The organism is Lentzea sp. HUAS TT2, assembly GCF_051853195.1.
Taxonomy (GTDB): domain Bacteria; phylum Actinomycetota; class Actinomycetes; order Mycobacteriales; family Pseudonocardiaceae; genus Lentzea.
Genome location: NZ_CP196667.1, coordinates 5,158,824 through 5,176,571, shown reverse-complemented (window position 1 = coordinate 5,176,571; position 17,748 = coordinate 5,158,824). Strand labels below are relative to the sequence as shown.

Here is a 17,748-nt window from a genome sequence, read left to right as displayed (position 1 = left end):
GAGCCGATGCCGTACGTTGGCGCGTCGTGACCACTCTCTTGGCGCGCTTCAAGCAGCGGATGCGCAGGTTCGCGCAGAAACCGGGGTCCGTCGACCTCGCCCCGTTCCAGGCAATGCTCACGGACGTGGAGAAACACGCTGACACGTTCCGGGCGTTCAGCGACGAGGAGCTGACGGCACACGCCAAGAAGCTGCGCGAGGAGAGCACGGACACCGAGCTCGTGGCCCTCACGCGGGAGGCGGCCGAGCGCGCCATCGGGCAGCGTCCGTTCGACGTGCAGGTGCTGGGTGCCCTGGGCATGCTCAGCGGGCTCGTCGTCGAGATGGCGACCGGTGAGGGCAAGACGCTCGCGGGCGCCATGGCCGCGGCCGGGTTCGCGATCAAGGGCAAGCGCGTCCACGTGGTCAGCGTCAACGACTACCTCGCCCAGCGCGACGCGGAGTGGATGGGCCCGCTCTACGAGCTCCTCGGCGTCACGGTCGGCTGGATCAACGGCAGCTCGAAGGCGGAGGAACGCCGCGAGGCCTACCAGCGCGAGGTCACGTACGCGCCGGTCAGCGAGATCGGCTTCGACGTCCTGCGCGACCGGATCGTCACCCGCCAGGAAGACCTGATCGTCCCCGAGCCGCAGGTCGCGCTGATCGACGAGGCCGACTCGGTGCTCGTCGACGAGGCCCGCGTGCCGCTCGTGCTGGCCGGCTCGACCAGCGCGGAGGCGGCCGACCCCGTCATCGCGGACCTGGTCAAGCGGCTGCGGCAGGAGCTGCACTACGAGATCGACGACGAGGAGCGCAACGTCTTCCTCACGGGTGCGGGCTCCGAGGCCGTCGAGCGCGCGCTCGGCGAGATCGACCTGTACTCGCAGGAGCACGTCACGTCCACGCTGTCCAAGGTCAACGTCGCGCTGCACGCGCAGGTGCTGCTGCACCGCGATGTCGACTACATCGTGCGTGACGGCAAGGTGCACCTGATCAACGACACGCGTGGGCGTGTCGCGAAGCTGCAGCGGTGGCCGGACGGCCTGCAGGCCGCGGTCGAGGCCAAGGAGAACGTCCAGACCACCGAGTCGGGCGAGATCCTCGACTCGATGACGGTGCAGGCGCTGCTGTCGCGCTACCCGACGCGCTGCGGCATGACCGGTACCGCCGTTGCCGTCGCTGAGACGCTGCGGGAGTTCTACGAGCTCGAGGTGCTCGTGATCCCGCCGAACAAGGAGAACATCCGCGAGGACGAGCACTTCCGCCTCTACGCGACGCTGGAGCAGAAGGAAGACGCGATCGTCGAGGAGATCAAGACCGCCCACGAGACCGGGCGCCCGATCCTCGTCGGCACGCTCGACGTCGCCGAGTCGGAGCGGATCTCCTCCAAGCTGCGCGCCGCCGGCATCGAGTGCGTGGTGCTCAACGCGAAGAACGACGCCGAGGAGGCGTCGATCATCGCCGACGCCGGCTCCTACCAGCGCATCACGGTCTCCACGCAGATGGCGGGCCGCGGTACGGACATCCGCCTCGGCGGCCACGAGGGCGAGGACCACGACCGGATCGCCGAGCTGGGCGGCCTGTACGTGATCGGCTCCGGCCGCCACTCGTCGTCACGCCTGGACGACCAGCTGCGTGGCCGCGCCGGACGCCAGGGCGACCCCGGCGGCTCGGTGTTCTTCTCGTCCATGCAGGACGACCTGATCACCCAGTACGCGCCGGACGCCGAGGATCCGTCCGAAGTGGACGACGACGGCCGCGTGCACGACAAGGGCCTGCTGCACACCTTCGAGCACGCGCAGCGCGTGGCGGAGGGCGTGAACCTGGAGATCCACCGCAACACCTGGCGCTACAACAAGCTGATCGAGCACCAGCGCGACATCCTGCTCAAGCACCGCGACGTCGTGCTGCGCACCGACGCGGCGTTCGAGAAGGTCGGCGCGAAGGAGGGTGCACCGGACGAGGTCGCCGCCGACGCCGCCCGCAAGATCACGCTGTTCTTCCTCGACGACCTGTGGACGCACCACCTGACGTTCCTGTCAGACCTGCGCGAGGGCATCCACCTGCGCGCGCTGGCGCGGCAGAACCCGCTGGACGAGTTCCACCGCGAGGCCATCCCGGCGTTCAACAAGATCGTGCCGGAGTCGTGGGCGCTCACCACGGAGAAGTACGAGGCGGCCACGATCACCGAGGACGGCTACGACCTCGCCGACGCCGGGGTCAAGCGCCCGAGCTCGACGTGGACGTACCTGGTGCACGACAACCCGTTCGGCTCCGGCCTGGAGGAGACGATGAAGGGTCTCGTGAAGATGGTGCGCGGCCAGCGCCGCTGACAGTCAGATCTTTCCCGGGACGACGAGGTCGTCCGCGGGTCTGGCGGGCCGGGGCAACGCCTCGGCCCGTCTGGCGTTCCTGGACGCCACCGCCGTCATCTCGTCGGTCAGCTTCCTGATCTCCGCGAGGATGTCGAGGTGTTCCTGCGACGGCGGCGGGCCAACGAGGTTGGACCGGTTGTGCGCCGTCCGTTGCGCGCGCTCGGCCAGAAGCCGGATGCGGCGCAGGTGTTCGTGCTCCCCGTCCGGGAGCAAGAAGTCCGTCTGCTCCATCACCCGTGCCAGCTTTCGCCGTGCACGGGTGAGCAGTCGATCCCCTAGTCGGCTGATTCCAGTTTCTGGACGAGCCACTCGTGGAAACCGCCGATGTGGTGCTCTGAGGGCACCAGCACTCCGCCCTGCGCGTAAGCGCGCGAGGCCATCGCGGGCTGGCATCGCTCGCAGGCTTCGAAGTCCTGTTCGTTCACCCGGTGGAACAGCTCGACCGAGCGAGAGACGTCACGGCCGGTGTCGACGACTTCCTTGGCGTAGAGCCAATCGCACTCGACGACCGTCCTGTCCGCCGCCAGCGGGTACATGCGGTGCAGGATCACGTGGTCCGGCACGAGATTGATGAACACCTGCGGTTTGATGGTGATGGCGTAATACTTCCTGTCGCGTTCCTCTTCCAGGGCCGAGAGTTTCTCGAACCCCTCGCTGCCGTCGACGGTGAAACCCCTGATCTCGTCACCGAACTCGGCGCCGTGCCCGACGTAGTACTGCGCCGCGTAGCCGTCGGCGAACTCGGGCAGCACCTCGGTGAGCTCGGGGTGGATCGTCGCGCAGTGGTAGCACTCCATGAAGTTCTCGATGATGAGCTTCCAGTTGGCCTTGACGTCGTAGACGATTCGTTTGCCCACGGACAACTGGTCGATCTCGTAACCGTCGATGCCCTCCAGCGTGCCGAGGCGTTCGGTCACGGCGCTCAGGACGTCGTCCTCGAAGCTCGGCGGGTCCTCGGCCAGGTTCACCCACACGTAGCCGAGCCATTCGCGCAAATGCACCTTCGTCAGTCCATACGCAACGCGATCGACGTCCGGCATTGAGGTGAGGTTGGGTGCGGCGATCAGGTTGCCGTCCAACGCGTAGGTCCAGGCGTGGTATGGGCACTGGAACGCCCGTTTGACGCTGCCGGCCTCGTCGACGCAGATGCGCGCGCCGCGGTGGCGGCAGACGTTCAGGAACGCGTTGAGGCCGCCCTTGCGGTCGCGCGCGATGAGCACGCTCTCCCGTCCGACCTGCACCGTGCGGAAGTCGCCGGCGTTCGGCAGGTCGCCCGACTTCACCGCGCAGAACCACATCTTCTCGAAGATGTTCGCCTGTTCCCGCGCGAAGATCGCGGGGTCGGTGTAGTAGCGGCCCTCAAGGGTGGAGATCAGGCTGCCGGTCATTCTCTGCCTCTCAGGCGAGCAGGGTCGAAAAGGCCGATCGGGTGCCGAGTGGCCCCGTCGATCACGAGGTCGGCCAGGATCTCGCCGACGACGGGCACGAACTTGAAGCCGTGCCCCGAGAACCCGCACGCCACGGTCACGTCCTGCTCCCTGGCGATGACGAAGTGCCTGTCCGCGGTGTTGGTGTACATGCAGGTCGCGGCGCGCTGGAAGGTGCCGGCGAGGCCGGGCATGGGCGAGTTGGTGGCGTTCGCCATCGCCTCGACCTCGTGGGCGTGCACGGTGCGGTCGATGGTCTCGGGCGTGCAGATCTGGCCACCGCTGTGGAACGCGACCTTCACCGCGCCGTCGTGCTCGGGGAAGCCGTAGAAGTTCGTGCCGTCCGCGCGGTCCCAGATGTAGACCGGGTGGTCGCGGAGGTCCTCGTCCGGGGTGAAGTAGAACTGGACCTGCCGTTCGATCTCAAACGGGATTCCCAGGCCCGCCAGCAGTTCCGGCGCCCACGGGCCGGGGCACACGACTACGTGCTCGGCTTCGTACACCGCGCGGGCCGTGGTGACCCTGCCGGGCTCCCAGTGCGTCACCGGCTCCTCGAAGTGCAGCTCGGCACCCGCCTGCTCGGCGAGCGCGAGGTGGGCCCGCACGGCCGTCTCCGGGACGACGAAGCCCGCACCGGGTTCGTACAGCCCGATCTCGTCCGCCGCCGGCCGCATCGCGGGGAAGCGCTCGCGGAGCTGGGACGCGTCGAGCAGCTCGTGTTTCAGACCGAACTGCTCGACGCTCGCCCGGCTACCCGTGATGGCGCCGCTGTCCTGGTCGCCGACGACGACTCCGCCGACGCGGTGGAAGACGTGCTCGCCGCTGTCGCGTTCGATCTGGTCCCACATCTCGTGGGCGCGCAGCAGCAACGGCACGTACGCGGGGTCCTCGAAGTAGGCCTGCCGCGTGATGCGGGACCCGCCGTGGCTCGACCCGAGCGCGTGGGCGGGCGTGAACTTCTCCAGTCCCAGCACGCGTTTCCCGCGCTGGGCGAGCCGGTACGCGGCGGCACTGCCCATGCCGCCGAGCCCGATGACGACGACGTCGAACGTCACCCCCGGAGCCGCTTCATCTCGGGGTCGTACAACGGTTCCGGTGCCGGACGGGCCTTGACCTTCCGCCCGAAGTACTCGATCTCCACCTCGTCGTCGATCTCGCTGGGCAGCCAGGCGTAGGCGATGTTGAGGCCGGTCGTGTAGCCGTAGGCGGCGCTGGTGACGTAGCCGACCGGTTCTCCTTGGTGGAACACGGGTTCGCTGCCCATCACGACGCTGTGCGGGTCGTCGACCGTGAGGCAGGTGAGCTTCTTGGTGGAGGTCAGGTTGTGCAGCGAGCCCTTGCCGAGGAACTCCTTGTCCTGGCGCACCGCGAACCCGAGCCCCGCCTCGAACGGGTCGTGCTCGGTCGTCATGTCCGTGCCCCACGACCGGTAGCCCTTCTCCAGCCGCAGGCTGTTGAACGCGCCGCGCCCGGCCGCGATGACGCCGTGCCGCTGCCCCGCCTCCCACAGCGTGTCCCAGAGCTTCTGCCCCATGTCCGCGGTGGTGTAGAGCTCCCAGCCGAGCTCGCCCACATAGGACAGTCGCAGCGCGGTCACCGGCACGTTCTTGATGAACGCCTTCTGCGCGGTGAAGTAGCCCTTCCGCGTGTCGAGCGTGTGCGAGATGTCGTTGACGAGATCGCGGGCCAGCGGGCCCCACAGTCCGATGCAGCACGTTCCGGCCGTGATGTCCTTGAGGTAGACGTCCTCTGGCGCGTGCCGGCTGAGCCAGTCGAGGTCGAGGTTGCCGTTGGCGCCGACCTGGAACGTCGTCGCGTCGAGGCGTGCGATCGTGAGGTCGCTGCGCACACCGCCCTGCTCGTCGAGCAGCAACGTGTAGACGACCGCGCCCGGCTTGCGGTTGAGGTTGTTGGTCGTCATGTGCTGCAGGAACTCCAGCGCTCCCGGCCCGCTGACCTCCAGTCGTTTCAACGGGGTCATGTCGAACATCGCCACGCGCTTGCGCGTCACCAGCGCCTCGGCCCCGCAGATGGGCGACCAGAACCGGCTGGCCCACTCACCCCGCGCGGGCACCTCGGCGACCTCGGGCAGGCCGGCGTTGGCCTCGTACCAGTGCGGCCGCTCCCAGCCGGACGCCTCCAGGAAGAACGCACCGAGCTCCTGCTGCCGGCTGTAGAACGGACTCGTCCTGATCGGCCGCGGGCTCTCCATGGGCTGCAACGGGTGCAGCACGTCGTAGACCTCGACGAAGTTCTGGCAGCTGCGCTCCAGCACGTAGTCGGGCGCCAGCTGCACCTGCTCGAACCGGTTGAGGTCGCTCGAGTGCAGGTCCAGCTCCGGCTGCCCGTCGACGATCCACTCGGCCATCGAGCGCGCCACCCCGGCGGAGTGCGTGATCCACACCGCCTCCGCCACCCAGAACCCGCGCAGGCCGGGATGCTCGCCCAGCAACGGCATCCCGTCGCTGGTGAACGAGAACAACCCGTTGAAGCCGCTCGCCACCCCGGCCTCGGCCAGCGAGGGGATCAGCTCGACGGCCGACTCCCAGGACGCCTTGAAGTCCTCCTCGGTGAACGGCAGCTCCGAACCGGTGATGTCGTGGGCGGCGACCGGCATGGGCCGATGCCCGTACGCGCCGATGCCCAGCGCCTGGCCGTGCGAGCGGAAGTACAGGTCGGCTTCCTGATGCCGCAGGATCGGCTGGCGCGCCAACGCCTCCGCGTCGGCGTTCACGTTGCCGGTGAACACGTACTGGTGCGCCATCGGCACGAGCGGAACGGTCAGCCCGACCATCTCCCCGAGCACCGGCCCCCACATCCCGGCGCACGACACGACGATGTCGGCGGGGAACACGTCCGTGTCGGTCCGCACGCCGGTGACGCGGTCGCCCGTGGTCTCGACGGCGACGACCTTCTGCCCGAACTCGAACCGCGCACCCCGCTCGATCGCCCGCCGCGCCTGGATCTCGGCAGCCGGCACGGGCTTCGCGAGGCCGTCGCTCGGGATCAGGAACCCGCCGAGCAGCTGGTCGCGGTCCAGCAACGGGTGCAGCCGCGCGACCTCGTCCGCGTCGATGAGCCGGCTCCGCACGCCCCACGACGTGGCCCAGCCGTGCCTGCGCGTGAGGTCGGCGAGCCGTTCGGGACTGGTGGCGATCTCCAGGCCGCCGACCTGGTCGAAGCAGCCGAGCCCGGTGTACTTCTCGACCGTGTAGCGGGCGAAGCTGGTCATGCTGCGGCAGGAGTTCGTCTGGAAGACCAGGCCAGGGGCGTGGCTGCTGGATCCGCCGACAGCGAGTCCCGAGGCCTGGTCGAGGACCGTGACGTGGGTGAAGCCTCTGTCGGTGAGCTCGTCGGCCAGCGCGCATCCGACGATCCCCGCCCCCACGAGCACCACGCGAGGCACTTCACCAGGCATCAGGACACCCCTTCGCCGCAGTTGCGAGTGGCAGAACTCGTTCCGCTATCTGCAACAAGTTGCGGCCAGGGCGTCCGGCTGTCAATACCGCCGTTCGCGCGATCGAGGAAATCGTGTGCGCGCGACCGGACATCCACCGCACAATCGGGCATGGAGTCCGCGGCCCTGCACACGATGGCGCGCAGGTACCTGATGAGCCGCAACGGGAAGCTGCACGCCGAGTACGAGGCTCTCCCGCACGCCGCCCGGAGGCGCTTCGGCGGCTACTCCGAGGAGGAGAAGCGGATCTTCCCCCGGTACAACGTGGTGGCCGCGATACTGCGAGAGGTCGAACGCCTGGACCCCGACGATCTGCCGCCGCCGGCCCGGCTCGCCACCGCTCTCGCCGCCGCCACGTCGGCGCACTCGGTCTTCACGACCGATCTCGACTCGATCGAGGCGGAGGCGACAGCCGAGGAACGGGACCTGTTCCGCACGTCGGTCAAGAGCTGGCTGGCCGCGAAGGACCTCTTGGTCGAACCGCTGCCCTACCGGCGCGTGTTCAGCGACGAGGAGGTGGAGCAGTGGCGCAGCAGGCTGGCTGACCGGTGGGGCACGCGGCGGACCATGTGGCATCCGCTGATCACCCAGGACGTGCCGCGGGACGTGCTCGTGGTCGACTCGGCCGCGATGTGGGACGGCAACGGGTTCGAACTGGTCCGCGAGGCTCTCCAGGACATGGGTCTGCGCCGGGTCGTCGAGATCCGGGAGCACGGCGATCCCGGCTGCCTGCTGGACCTCGACGAGTTCGCACCGGTCTACACCGGCGCCGAGGGCATCTGGACCGACGACACGCTCGACTGGATCGCGTACGCCTCGCACGAGTCGTCGGTGGCGTTCGGCGGCACGCTCGCCGAACGCCTCCGCACCTCCTGGCCGGACGTGGCCGACTGGACCTGGGTCCCCTTGTGGGATCAGCCCGCGAAGTAGCCGAGCTGCGCCGAGAGATCCGCCGCCGCCGACGACATCGTGGACACGATCTGGTCCACGCGGTCCCGCGACAACCGGTACGACGGACCGGAGGCGCTCATCGCCGCGACCACCTCACCGCGATGCCCGCGCACGGGAACGGCGACCGCGTGCAGCCCCAGTTCCAGCTCCTCGAAGCACGCCGCGTACCCCTGCGCCGCGACCTCCTCCAGTTCCTTGAGCAGCCGTGCGGCGTCCACGACGGTGTTCTCGGTGTAGGAGTCGAGCGGCAACGACACCAGCCGCTTGCGTTCGTCCGGCTGCAGGTACGCGAGCAGGACCTTGCCGGACGAGGTGGCGTGCAGGGGTGTGCGCTGGCCGATCCAGTTCACAGCAGAGACGGCCGCGGAGCCGCGGGCCTGGGTGATGTTGATGGCGACGCCGGCGTCGTGCACAGCGATGTTGACGGTCTCGCCGAAAGAGTCGGCGAGGGACTGGCAGACGGGCTGGCCGAGCTTGGTCAGGTCCATCCGTCCGGTGGCCGCACCGGCCAGGCGGACGACCCCGAAACCGATGGCGTACTTGCCCCTTTCACCGAGCTGCTCCACCAGGCCACGCGCCTCCAGCACGGAGACGAGTCTGGACACCGTGGACTTGTGCACACCTAGTTCACCAGCGATTTCGGTGATGCCGGCCTCACCTTGGGCCAGCAGTTCGAGCACGCTGATGGCTCTGTCCACGGACTGCACCTGAGCTGCCGAGTCGGAGTTGCTCATCGCGCAACAGTAACCGGCAGGCAAAACAACCCGCTGAGCTCTTGACGGCGGGTCGCGCGAGGCTCACATTGTGTTGCGTCATTCGGAACATGTGCCGCGTCACGCAACGGAGGCCGACGATGATCCGCGCCTGCGCTCTCATGGACCTGCCCCCAGGTGAGGCGGTGCGCATCGTCGGCCCTCATGCGCCGATCGCGGTCTTCAACGCCGACGGTGACGTCCGCGCCATCGACGACACCTGCACCCACCAGGACGCCTCGCTGAGCGAGGGCTGGCTGGAGGGCTGCTTCGTCGAATGCCCGCTGCACGCCGCGAGCTTCGACCTTCGCACCGGCGAGCCGACAGGTCTGCCCGCCAAAAGACCGGTGAAGACCTATCCCGTCTGCGTGAAAGATGGGGTGGTCTATGTCGATGCCGAAGTGAACAAGGACGTGGCGTGAAGACGATCGCGATCATCGGCGCCTCACTCGCCGGTCTGAGGTCGGCGCAGGCACTGCGCCAGCAGGGGTTCGACGGACGGATCGTCGTCATCGGCGACGAGGTCCATCTCCCCTATGACCGGCCTCCTCTCTCGAAGGACTTCCTCCTCGGCAAGGTCGAGGCGGTGCCGCTCGCGGACCAGGAGGACCTCGACGAACTCGCCGCGGAGTGGCGCCTGGGCGTGCGGGCGACAGCGCTGCTCTCCACCCAGGAGATCGCGCTCAGCGACGACACGACGGTCGAGGCCGACGGCATCGTCATCGCCACGGGCGGTCTGCCGCGCACGATCCCCGGCACGCACGTGCTGCGCACACTGGACGACGCCATCAGGCTGCGCGAGGCGTTCGGCACCGCGCAGCACATCGGTGTCATCGGCGCCGGCTTCATCGGGGCTGAGATCGCCTCCAGTGCGCGCGCTCTCGGCAAGGACGTCACCGTCGTCGAGGCACTGCCCACGCCTCTCACGCGCGTGCTGGGGGCCGAGATGGGCACCGCGTGCGGACATCTGCACGGCGACCACGGATCAACATTGATCACTGGCGTCAATGTTGACTCAGTCAACGTTGATGGCGGAATCAACCTCGCGGACGGCCGCCTGATCAACGCCGACGTCGTCGTCGCGGGCATCGGCACGCGCCCGGCGACGGACTGGCTCGCCGGTGGACCCGTCACCCTCGGCAACGGCGTCGTGTGCGACGCGGGCGGCGTCACGAACGTGCGCAACATCGTCGCGGTCGGCGACGTCGCGAACTGCGCGGGGCACCGCGCCGAGCACTGGACGTCGGCGACCGAGCAGGCGCAGATCGCCACCCGCAACCTGCTCGCGGGCGAGACCGTCGCGACGCACACCAACGGCGGTTACGTGTGGTCGGACCAGTACGGCGTGCGGATCCAGTTCATCGGGCGAGCGACGGAGGACGTTCGCGTAGAAGATGGGTCCATCGAGGACAGGAAGTTCGTCGCGACCTATCGAGACGGTGACAACCCGGACGACATCGTCGGCATCGTGGCGATGAGCAACGCACGCCTTTTCACCCGACTGCGCAGGAATCTCAAGTAGGAGACGGTCGTCACGGTTTACGCCCACCGGCGACCGGCTATACCCCGGTGTCCTTCGTGGACACACGAACCAGGGAGGCAGTCCGTGTCGCCGGTGCGGCAGATCATCAACCCCTTCGACCAGAGCGTCATCACCGAGGTCGAGGAACAGACCCGCGACCAGGCGGTCGCAGCGATCGCCAAGGCGCGTCACGCCTTCGACCACGGCGACTGGCAGCACTCCAGCCCCGAGCACCGCGCAGCCGTGCTGAACCGCGTCGCGGACCTCCTGGACCGCGACAAGGAGGACATCGCCCGCACCGAGACGCTCGACACCGGCAAGACGCTGGTCGAGAGCCGCATCGACGTGGACGACGTCGCCGCCGTGTTCCGCTACTACGGCAACCTGGCGGGCCTGCTGCACCCGAAGATCGTGCAGGGTGTCCCGGAGAACGTCATCAGCCGCATCGACTACGAACCCGTCGGCGTGTGCGGCCTGATCGCCCCGTGGAACTACCCGCTGCTGCAGGTCTCCTGGAAGATCGCGCCGGCCCTGCTGGCGGGCAACACGATCGTGGCCAAGCCCAGCGAGATCACTCCACTCACGACGATCAGGTTGTTCGAGCTGTTGCAGGAGGCCGGACTCCCCGACGGCGTCGCGAACCTCGTGCTCGGCACGGGCCCCGAGGTCGGCGCGCCGCTGTCCGAGCACCCCGACGTCGACCTGGTCTCGTTCACCGGCAGCCTCGCGACCGGCCAGCGGATCATGGCGTCGGCCGCGAAGACCGTGAAGAAGGTCGCGCTCGAGCTCGGCGGCAAGAACCCGAACATCGTCTTCGCGGACGCCGACCTCGACGTCGCCGTCGACTACGCGCTCACGGCGGCGTTCTTCCACGCGGGCCAGGTCTGCTCGTCCGGCACGAGGCTCATCGTGCACAGCAGCGTCTACGACGACTTCGTCGACGAGGTCGCGCGCCGCGCCGATCTCATCAAGCTGGGCAACGGTTTCGACGAGGACACCGAGTCCGGTCCCCTCGTCAGCGCCGAGCACCGCGCCAAGGTCGAGAGCTACGTCGAGATCGCCAAGCAGGAGGGCGCGACGCTCAAGGCGGGCGGCAAGCGGCCGGACGAACCCGAGCTGCAGAACGGGTTCTTCTTCCGTCCCACGGTCTACGCGGACTGCACGAGGGACATGAAGCTGGTCCAGGACGAGACGTTCGGCCCGATCATCACCGCCGAGCGCTTCGAGACCGAGGAGGACGCGATCCGCCTCGGCAACGACACCGAGTACGGCCTCGCGGGCGGCGTCTGGAGCCAGGACCTCGACAAGGCGCAGCGCGTCGCGAAGAAGCTCCGCCACGGCACGGTCTGGATCAACGAGTTCGGCCCGTACCTGCCGCAGGCCGAGTGGGGCGGCTTCAAGCGCTCCGGCGTCGGCCGCGAGCTCGGCACCGCCGGGCTGCACGAGTACACCGAGCCCAAGCACGTGTACCAGAACCTCAAGCCTGAAGCCCAGAACTGGTTCGCGCGAAAGGACTCCAGCCAGTGACCGCATATGACTACGTGATCGTCGGAGGCGGAACGGCGGGCTGCGTGCTCGCGGCCAGGCTCACCGAGGACGAGAACGTCACGGTCGCGGTCATCGAGGGCGGTCCCTCCGACGTCGGCGACGAGAAGATCCTGAACCTGCGCAACTGGATCAACCTGCTGGAGACCGAGTACGACTACGACTACCCGACGGTCGAGCAGCCGCGCGGGAACTCGCACATCCGGCACAGCCGCGCCAAGGTGCTCGGCGGGTGTTCCAGCCACAACACGCTGATCTGCTTCAAGCCGCTGCCGCAGGACCTCGACGACTGGGGTCACGGCTGGACGTGGGACGCGGTCGGGCCGTACTACGACAAGGTCCAGCTCAACATCATCCCGGTGGTGGAGAAGGACAGGAACCCGATCGCCAAGGACTTCGTGGCCGCCGCGCAGAAGGCCGTCGACGTCCCGCAGATCGACGACTTCAACGCGCAGCCGTTCGAGGAAGGCGTCGGCTTCTTCTCCATCGCGTACCACCCGGAGAAGAACAACCAGCGCTCCAGCGCCAGCACCGCCTACGTGCACCCGATCCTGGACCGCAGGAACCTGACCCTGCTGCTCAACACCTGGGCGAGCAAGATCGAGTTCGACGGCACCCGCGCGATCGGCGTGCACACCGACAAGGGCTACGTCGAGGCCGACAAAGAGGTTCTGCTCTGCGCGGGCGCCATCGACACGCCCCGTCTCATGATGCTCTCGGGCATCGGCGACGCCGAGCACCTCAGCAGCATCGGCATCGAGCCCAGGCACGACCTGCCCGGTGTCGGCGAGAACCTGCTCGACCATCCGGAGTCGGTCATCGTCTGGGAGACCACGAAGCCGTTGCCGGAGAACTCGGTGATGGACTCCGACGCCGGGCTGTTCATCCGGCGCGACGAGTCCGACCCGCGGCCGGACCTGATGTTCCACTTCTACCAGATCCCCTTCACCACCAACACGGAACGCCTCGGCTACCCGGCGGTGGAGCACGGGGTCTGCATGACGCCGAACATCCCCAGGCCGCACAGCAAGGGCCGGCTGTGGCTGAAGTCCAGCGATCCCACCGAGAAGCCCGAGCTCGACTTCGGCTACTTCATGAACCCCGACGGCTACGACGAGCAGACCCTCGTCGACGGGTTCCGGATCGCTCGGAGGATCGCCGAGCAGGAGCCGCTGAAGTCGTGGCTCAAGCGGGAGATCGCGCCGGGCCCGGACGTCACCAGCGACGAGGCCCTGTCGGAGTACGGCCGGAAAGCGGCCCACACCGTCTACCACCCCGCCGGCACGTGCGCCATCGGATCCGTTGTGGACGGTGACCTGAAGGTCATCGGACTCGAAGGCCTCCGGGTCGTCGACGCGTCCGTGTTCCCGACCATGCCCACCGTGAACCCCATGGTCACGGTGCTCATGATTGGAGAACGCGCCGCGGACCTGATCAAGGAGGCGTAAGTGACTGCTACAGCGGAAGACAGGCTCAAGGATCTCGGCTACACCTCGGAGTTCAAGCGGGACATGAGTCCCTGGGCGAACTTCTCGCTGGGCTTCACCTACCTCTCCCCCGTGGTCAGCACGTACACGTTGTTCGGCGTGGCGCTCGCCCTGGGCGGCCCGCCGATGATCTGGAGCTTCGTCGTCGCGGGCATCGGCCAGTTCCTGGTCGCGCTCATCTTCGGCGAGCTCGTGGCGCAGTACCCGGTGGCGGGCGGCGTGTACCCCTGGGCACGCCGCCTGTGGGGCAAGCGCTGGGCGTGGATGACCGGCTGGGTCTACATGATCGCCCTGCTGGTCACCATCGCGTCCGTCAGTTACGGCGCGGGGCCTTATCTGGCAACGCTTCTCGGCTACACGGCCAACGTCGGCAACACCGTGCTGTGCGCGATCGCGATCATCGTGGTCTCGACGCTCATCAACTACGCCGGCACGAAGGTGCTGTCGTGGGCCGCGATCTTCGGGTTCGCCGCGGAGATCGTCGGTGCACTCGTCGTCGGCATCTGGCTGCTCGTCGACAACCGCGTGCACGGCCTGGGCGTGCTCTTCGACAGCTTCGGCGCGGAGGGATCGGGCAGCTACCTGCCGGCGTTCTTCGCGGCGGGCATCATCGGCCTCTACCAGTACTACGGCTTCGAGGCGTGCGGTGACACCGCGGAGGAGGTCAAGGACCCCGGCCGCGTCATCCCGAAGGCCATGCGCCGCACCATCTACATCGGCGGCGCGGCGGCCACGTTCGCGTGCCTGTCGCTGCTGCTGGCGGTGCCGGACTTCGGCAAGGTCATCAGCGGCGAGGACGCCGACCCGGTCACGAACATCCTGACCAACGCGTTCGGCCCGGTCGGCTACAAGATCGTGATCGGCGTCGTGCTGATCTCGTTCCTGTCCTGCACGATGTCGTTGCAGGCGGCGGCCAGCAGGCTCACCTACTCCTACGCCCGCGACAAGATGATCTTCGGGCACAAGGCGCTCTCGAAGTTCAACAAGAAGCGCCACATCCCGCCGTTCGCCCTCGCGCTCGCCGGCATCATCCCGGCGGTCATCGTGATCGCGTCGATGCTGTCCACGAACGCGCTGGACAAGATCGTGTCCTTCGCGACGCTCGGCATCTACCTGGGCTTCCAGATGGTCGTGTTCGCGGCGCTGCGGGCGCGGCTCAAGGGCTGGACGCCGTCCGGTGAGTTCACGCTCGGCAGGTGGGGCCTGATCGTCAACGTCCTGGCGCTCGCGTACGGCGTCGCGGCGATGGTGAACATGGTGTGGCCGCGCACCCCGGACGGGCCCTGGTACGACAACTACGTCGTGATCCTCAGCGGCACGCTCGTGGTCGGCATCGGCCTGGTCTACATGCTGATCGCAAAGCCGTTCGGCAACTCCGACGCGGCGGCGGGCGACGCCGTGCCCGTCTCAGGCCTGCAGGCGAAGTAGCCGCAGGGCGAGCTGCACCTCCAGCACGCGTTCCGGCGACTGCCAGTCGCCGAGCAGCGACGTGACCCGGTCGAGCCGTTGCGTGACGGTGTTGACGTGGAGGTGCAGATCCGCCTTGGCACGGCTGAGGTTCGCACCGCAGCGGAAGTAGACCTCCAGCGTGTGCACCAGGTCCGTGCCGCGCTCGGAGTCGTAGTCCAGCACCGGCCCGAGCACCGATCGCACGTAGCCGGAGACGTCGGCCCGGTCGCCCAGCAGCACCCCGACGAACCCGAGGTCGTCCATCGTCGCGGCGTCCTTCTCACGGCCCAGCTGCCGCAACGCCTTCAGGCACCGCCGCGCCTCCTCGTAGGCAGCCGCGATCGCCACCGGACCGGCGACCGGCCCGCACGCTCCCACCGTCGCGTCCAGCGCCTTGGCGACCTCCCTGGCGACGTCCGTGGACCTGGACGGCAACACCAGCACGACGTCCCGGCCGCGCGACCCGGCCAGTCCCCGGTGGACGGACGCGTAGTGCGTTGCCCCGGAGAGGTTCCCGTCCGCGACCAGCACCACGTGTGGCTCGGACAGCTCGACACCGACCCTGCGGGCCCGCGCCAGCAGCCCTGCGGCGTCGCGACCGTCCAGGACGTCGGTGATCAGCTCGCCGCGGACCTTGTTCTCCGCCTCTGCCACGGTTCGCCGCAGCAGCAACAACAACGCCGTCACCGCCGCAGACCGTTCGAACAGCCGCCGGTCCGCGTCCGTGAGGTCGGGGCGGCCGGAGAGCGCGATCCCGCCCAGCAGCTCGGATCCCGCCAGCACCGCGCACACCCAGACGCCGTCGAGCAGCACGGCCCGCCCGCTGGCCCGCACCGCGGCAGGCGGCACCACGTCCAGCACTTCGACGTGCCCGCCCAGCAACTCCCCCACCGCCGCGGCCACCTCTGCCGAGGAACCGCCGCGCAGCACCAGGTCCGTCAGCCGGTCGTGCGCCTCCTCGGCCCGTTTCATGGCCTCGTTGTGCGACTGGATGGTGGCGAACAACGACGCCGTGTCGATCGCGATGGCCGCGTGGTCGGCCAGCGACTGCAGCAGCGCGACCTCCTCCGCCGGGAACTCGCGGGGGGTCCGGTCCGCCGCGTACAGCACGCCGATGACCTTCGAGTCGAGCTTCAGCGGCACGCCCAGGATCGCCGTCAGGCCCTCGTCGTGCACGGCCGAGTCGATCGGGTTCGTGTGGTTGAACCGGGCGTCCGCGAAGTAGTCGGAGGTCGCGTACGGCCGGGCGGTCTGCGCGACCAGCCCGCCGAGCCCTTCGCCGAGCCCCAGCCTGACCTTCTGGAACAGCGGCGAGAACGACCCGTCCGTCACCCTCATGTAGGTGCCGGCCGGGTCGTTCATCGACAGGTAGGAGACGTCCGTGCCGAGCAGCGTGCGCGCCCTGCGCACGATCGAGCGGAGAACCGCGTCCGGGTCGCGCATGCCCGCGAGCTCGGACGCGGTCTCGAACAACGCCGCCAGTTCGGCCTCACGCCGTCGTGTCACACCCCAACCCTGTCACGTTCCTCCAGGTCCGCACCACGGGTCTCCCTGGCGAACGCGATGGCGACGACGGTGATCACGCACGTGATCAACACGTAGACGGCGATCGGGAACGACGACTTGTACGCCTGCAGCAGGGCCGTCGCGATCAACGGCGCCAGCGCTCCGGCCACGATCGACGCCAACTGGTAGCCGACCGACGCGCCCGAGTACCGCACCCGCGTCCCGAACAGCTCCGAGAAGAACGCCGCCTGCGGCCCGTACATCGCGCCGTGCAGCACCAGGCCGATCGTCGTCGCCAGCGTGATCAGCACCGGGTCCTTGGTGTCGAGCAACGCGAAGAACGCGAAGATCCACGCCGCCATGCCGACCGCGCCGACCAGGTAGATCGACCGCCGCCCGAACCGGTCCGACAGGTGACCCCACACCGGGATCGTCACCAGGTGCACGGCCGACGCGATCAGCACCGCGTTGAGCCCCACCGACTTCGACAGCCCGAGCCCGGTCACCACGTAGACGAGGATGAACGCCGTGATCACGTAGTACGACACGTTCTCGGCGAACCGCGCGCCCATCGCGATCAGCACCTCGCGCCAGTTGTGCTTGAGCAGCTCCAGTGCCGGGGCCCTCTCCTCCACCGGCTCCTTCGCGCGCTTCTCCTGCGCGGCCAGGAAGATCGGCGACTCGGACACCGTCAACCGGATCCACAGCCCGATCACCACGAGCACACCGGAGAGCAGGAACGGGATCCGCCAGCCCCACGCGAGGAAGGCCTCGTCCGTCTGCACCGCCGCGAGGATCGCCAGCACACCGGTCGCGAGCAGGTTCCCGCACGGCACACCGGCCTGCGGCCACGACGCCCAGAACCCGCGCCGTTTCGGGTCACCGTGCTCCGACACGATCAGCACGGCGCCGCCCCACTCGCCGCCCAGGGCGAAGCCCTGCACGAGCCGCAGCAGCGTCAGCAGCACGGGTGCGAGCACGCCGACCGACGCGTACGTCGGCAGCACACCCATCAGCATCGTCGCGCCGCCCATCAGCAGCAACGACAGCACCAGCAACTTCTTGCGCCCCAGGCGATCCCCGAAGTGGCCGAAGACAAGGCCACCCAGCGGCCGCGCCAGGAAGCCGATCGCGTACGTGGTGAACGCGAGCAGCGTGCCGGTCAGCGGGTCCGCGGTCGGGAAGAACAGCTTGTTGAACACCAGGGCGGCTGCCGAGCCGTAGAGGAAGAAGTCGTACCACTCGACAGTTGTCCCGATGAGCGAAGCGCCTACCACTTTTTTGATCATCGACAACTC

At 68.4% G+C, this 17,748-nt stretch carries 14 protein-coding genes; 7 read left to right on the top strand and 7 right to left on the bottom strand.

Annotation, left to right across the window (positions count from 1 at the left end):
• Positions 1–26 precede the first annotated feature (26 nt).
• Complete coding sequence (gene secA2 / locus ACSHWB_RS25970) at positions 27–2,312, top strand: accessory Sec system translocase SecA2 (protein ID WP_439655883.1); 2,286 nt, start codon at positions 27–29, stop codon at positions 2,310–2,312.
• Between the two features lie 3 nt (positions 2,313–2,315).
• On the opposite strand, the gene ACSHWB_RS25965 is transcribed toward secA2, so the two are convergent.
• Genes ACSHWB_RS25965 through ACSHWB_RS25950 form a run of 4 tightly spaced genes read right to left on the bottom strand, consistent with a single transcriptional unit; the run spans position 2,316 to position 7,199 of the window.
• Positions 2,316–2,585: a hypothetical protein gene (locus tag ACSHWB_RS25965; protein ID WP_439664666.1), complete on the bottom strand. Its 270-nt coding sequence runs from the start codon at positions 2,583–2,585 to the stop codon at positions 2,316–2,318.
• 44 nt (positions 2,586–2,629) lie between these two features.
• Positions 2,630–3,742, bottom strand: coding sequence for an aromatic ring-hydroxylating oxygenase subunit alpha (locus ACSHWB_RS25960; protein WP_439655882.1), 1,113 nt, complete (start codon positions 3,740–3,742; stop codon positions 2,630–2,632).
• The gene (gene solA, locus ACSHWB_RS25955; protein WP_439655881.1) at positions 3,739–4,836 is read right to left on the bottom strand and encodes an N-methyl-L-tryptophan oxidase; all 1,098 of its coding nucleotides are present in this window, start codon (positions 4,834–4,836) and stop codon (positions 3,739–3,741) included. The genes ACSHWB_RS25960 and solA overlap by 4 nt, the downstream gene beginning before the upstream one ends.
• Positions 4,833–7,199: a GcvT family protein gene (locus tag ACSHWB_RS25950; RefSeq protein ID WP_439655880.1), complete on the bottom strand. Its 2,367-nt coding sequence runs from the start codon at positions 7,197–7,199 to the stop codon at positions 4,833–4,835. The genes solA and ACSHWB_RS25950 overlap by 4 nt, the downstream gene beginning before the upstream one ends.
• A gap of 150 nt (positions 7,200–7,349) precedes the next feature.
• Here ACSHWB_RS25950 and ACSHWB_RS25945 point away from each other — a divergent pair, with 150 nt between their 5' ends.
• Positions 7,350–8,168: a hypothetical protein gene (locus ACSHWB_RS25945; protein WP_439655879.1), complete on the top strand. Its 819-nt coding sequence runs from the start codon at positions 7,350–7,352 to the stop codon at positions 8,166–8,168.
• Here the strand turns inward: ACSHWB_RS25945 and ACSHWB_RS25940 are convergent.
• Entirely contained in the window at positions 8,153–8,923 is a 771-nt protein-coding gene (locus ACSHWB_RS25940) for an IclR family transcriptional regulator (protein ID WP_439655878.1), read from the bottom strand. The two genes, ACSHWB_RS25945 and ACSHWB_RS25940, sit on opposite strands and share 16 nt — an antisense overlap.
• Before the next feature lie 119 nt (positions 8,924–9,042).
• Here ACSHWB_RS25940 and ACSHWB_RS25935 point away from each other — a divergent pair, with 119 nt between their 5' ends.
• From ACSHWB_RS25935 to ACSHWB_RS25915, 5 genes are all read left to right on the top strand, one after another.
• Positions 9,043–9,363: a bifunctional 3-phenylpropionate/cinnamic acid dioxygenase ferredoxin subunit gene (locus ACSHWB_RS25935; RefSeq protein WP_439655877.1), complete on the top strand. Its 321-nt coding sequence runs from the start codon at positions 9,043–9,045 to the stop codon at positions 9,361–9,363.
• Complete coding sequence (locus tag ACSHWB_RS25930; protein WP_439655876.1) at positions 9,360–10,463, top strand: NAD(P)/FAD-dependent oxidoreductase; 1,104 nt, start codon at positions 9,360–9,362, stop codon at positions 10,461–10,463. Before ACSHWB_RS25935 ends, ACSHWB_RS25930 begins: the two co-directional genes overlap by 4 nt.
• Before the next feature lie 84 nt (positions 10,464–10,547).
• Positions 10,548–11,990 (top strand): aldehyde dehydrogenase family protein, encoded by a 1,443-nt coding sequence (locus ACSHWB_RS25925; protein WP_439655875.1) that lies wholly within the window; start codon positions 10,548–10,550, stop codon positions 11,988–11,990.
• On the top strand, positions 11,987–13,456 hold the full coding sequence (locus tag ACSHWB_RS25920) for a GMC family oxidoreductase (RefSeq protein WP_439655874.1): 1,470 nt from the start codon (positions 11,987–11,989) through the stop codon (positions 13,454–13,456). Before ACSHWB_RS25925 ends, ACSHWB_RS25920 begins: the two co-directional genes overlap by 4 nt.
• A complete protein-coding gene (locus tag ACSHWB_RS25915) occupies positions 13,457–14,923 on the top strand; it encodes an APC family permease (protein WP_439655873.1) in 1,467 nt (488 codons plus the stop codon).
• On the opposite strand, the gene ACSHWB_RS25910 is transcribed toward ACSHWB_RS25915, so the two are convergent.
• Together ACSHWB_RS25910 and ACSHWB_RS25905 are read right to left on the bottom strand one after the other, a co-directional pair.
• The gene (locus ACSHWB_RS25910; RefSeq protein ID WP_439655872.1) at positions 14,903–16,450 is read right to left on the bottom strand and encodes a helix-turn-helix domain-containing protein; all 1,548 of its coding nucleotides are present in this window, start codon (positions 16,448–16,450) and stop codon (positions 14,903–14,905) included. The two genes, ACSHWB_RS25915 and ACSHWB_RS25910, sit on opposite strands and share 21 nt — an antisense overlap.
• Positions 16,447–17,739 carry an MFS transporter gene (locus ACSHWB_RS25905; protein ID WP_439655871.1) on the bottom strand — a complete coding sequence of 431 codons (1,293 nt, stop codon included), beginning with the start codon at positions 17,737–17,739 and terminating at the stop codon, positions 16,447–16,449. The genes ACSHWB_RS25910 and ACSHWB_RS25905 overlap by 4 nt, the downstream gene beginning before the upstream one ends.
• Between the last annotated feature and the right edge of the window lie 9 nt (positions 17,740–17,748).

What these genes read in the sequence shown, in the direction of transcription:
- ACSHWB_RS25965 (WP_439664666.1), bottom strand. Translation starts at nt 2,585, where the DNA reads ATGGAGCAGACGGACTTCTTGCTCCCGGACGGGGAGCACGAACACCTG.
- ACSHWB_RS25960 (WP_439655882.1), bottom strand. Translation starts at nt 3,742, where the DNA reads ATGACCGGCAGCCTGATCTCCACCCTTGAGGGCCGCTACTACACCGAC.
- ACSHWB_RS25950 (WP_439655880.1), bottom strand. Translation starts at nt 7,199, where the DNA reads ATGCCTGGTGAAGTGCCTCGCGTGGTGCTCGTGGGGGCGGGGATCGTC.
- ACSHWB_RS25945 (WP_439655879.1), top strand. Translation starts at nt 7,350, where the DNA reads ATGGAGTCCGCGGCCCTGCACACGATGGCGCGCAGGTACCTGATGAGC.
- ACSHWB_RS25940 (WP_439655878.1), bottom strand. Translation starts at nt 8,923, where the DNA reads ATGAGCAACTCCGACTCGGCAGCTCAGGTGCAGTCCGTGGACAGAGCC.
- ACSHWB_RS25935 (WP_439655877.1), top strand. Translation starts at nt 9,043, where the DNA reads ATGATCCGCGCCTGCGCTCTCATGGACCTGCCCCCAGGTGAGGCGGTG.
- ACSHWB_RS25905 (WP_439655871.1), bottom strand. Translation starts at nt 17,739, where the DNA reads ATGATCAAAAAAGTGGTAGGCGCTTCGCTCATCGGGACAACTGTCGAG.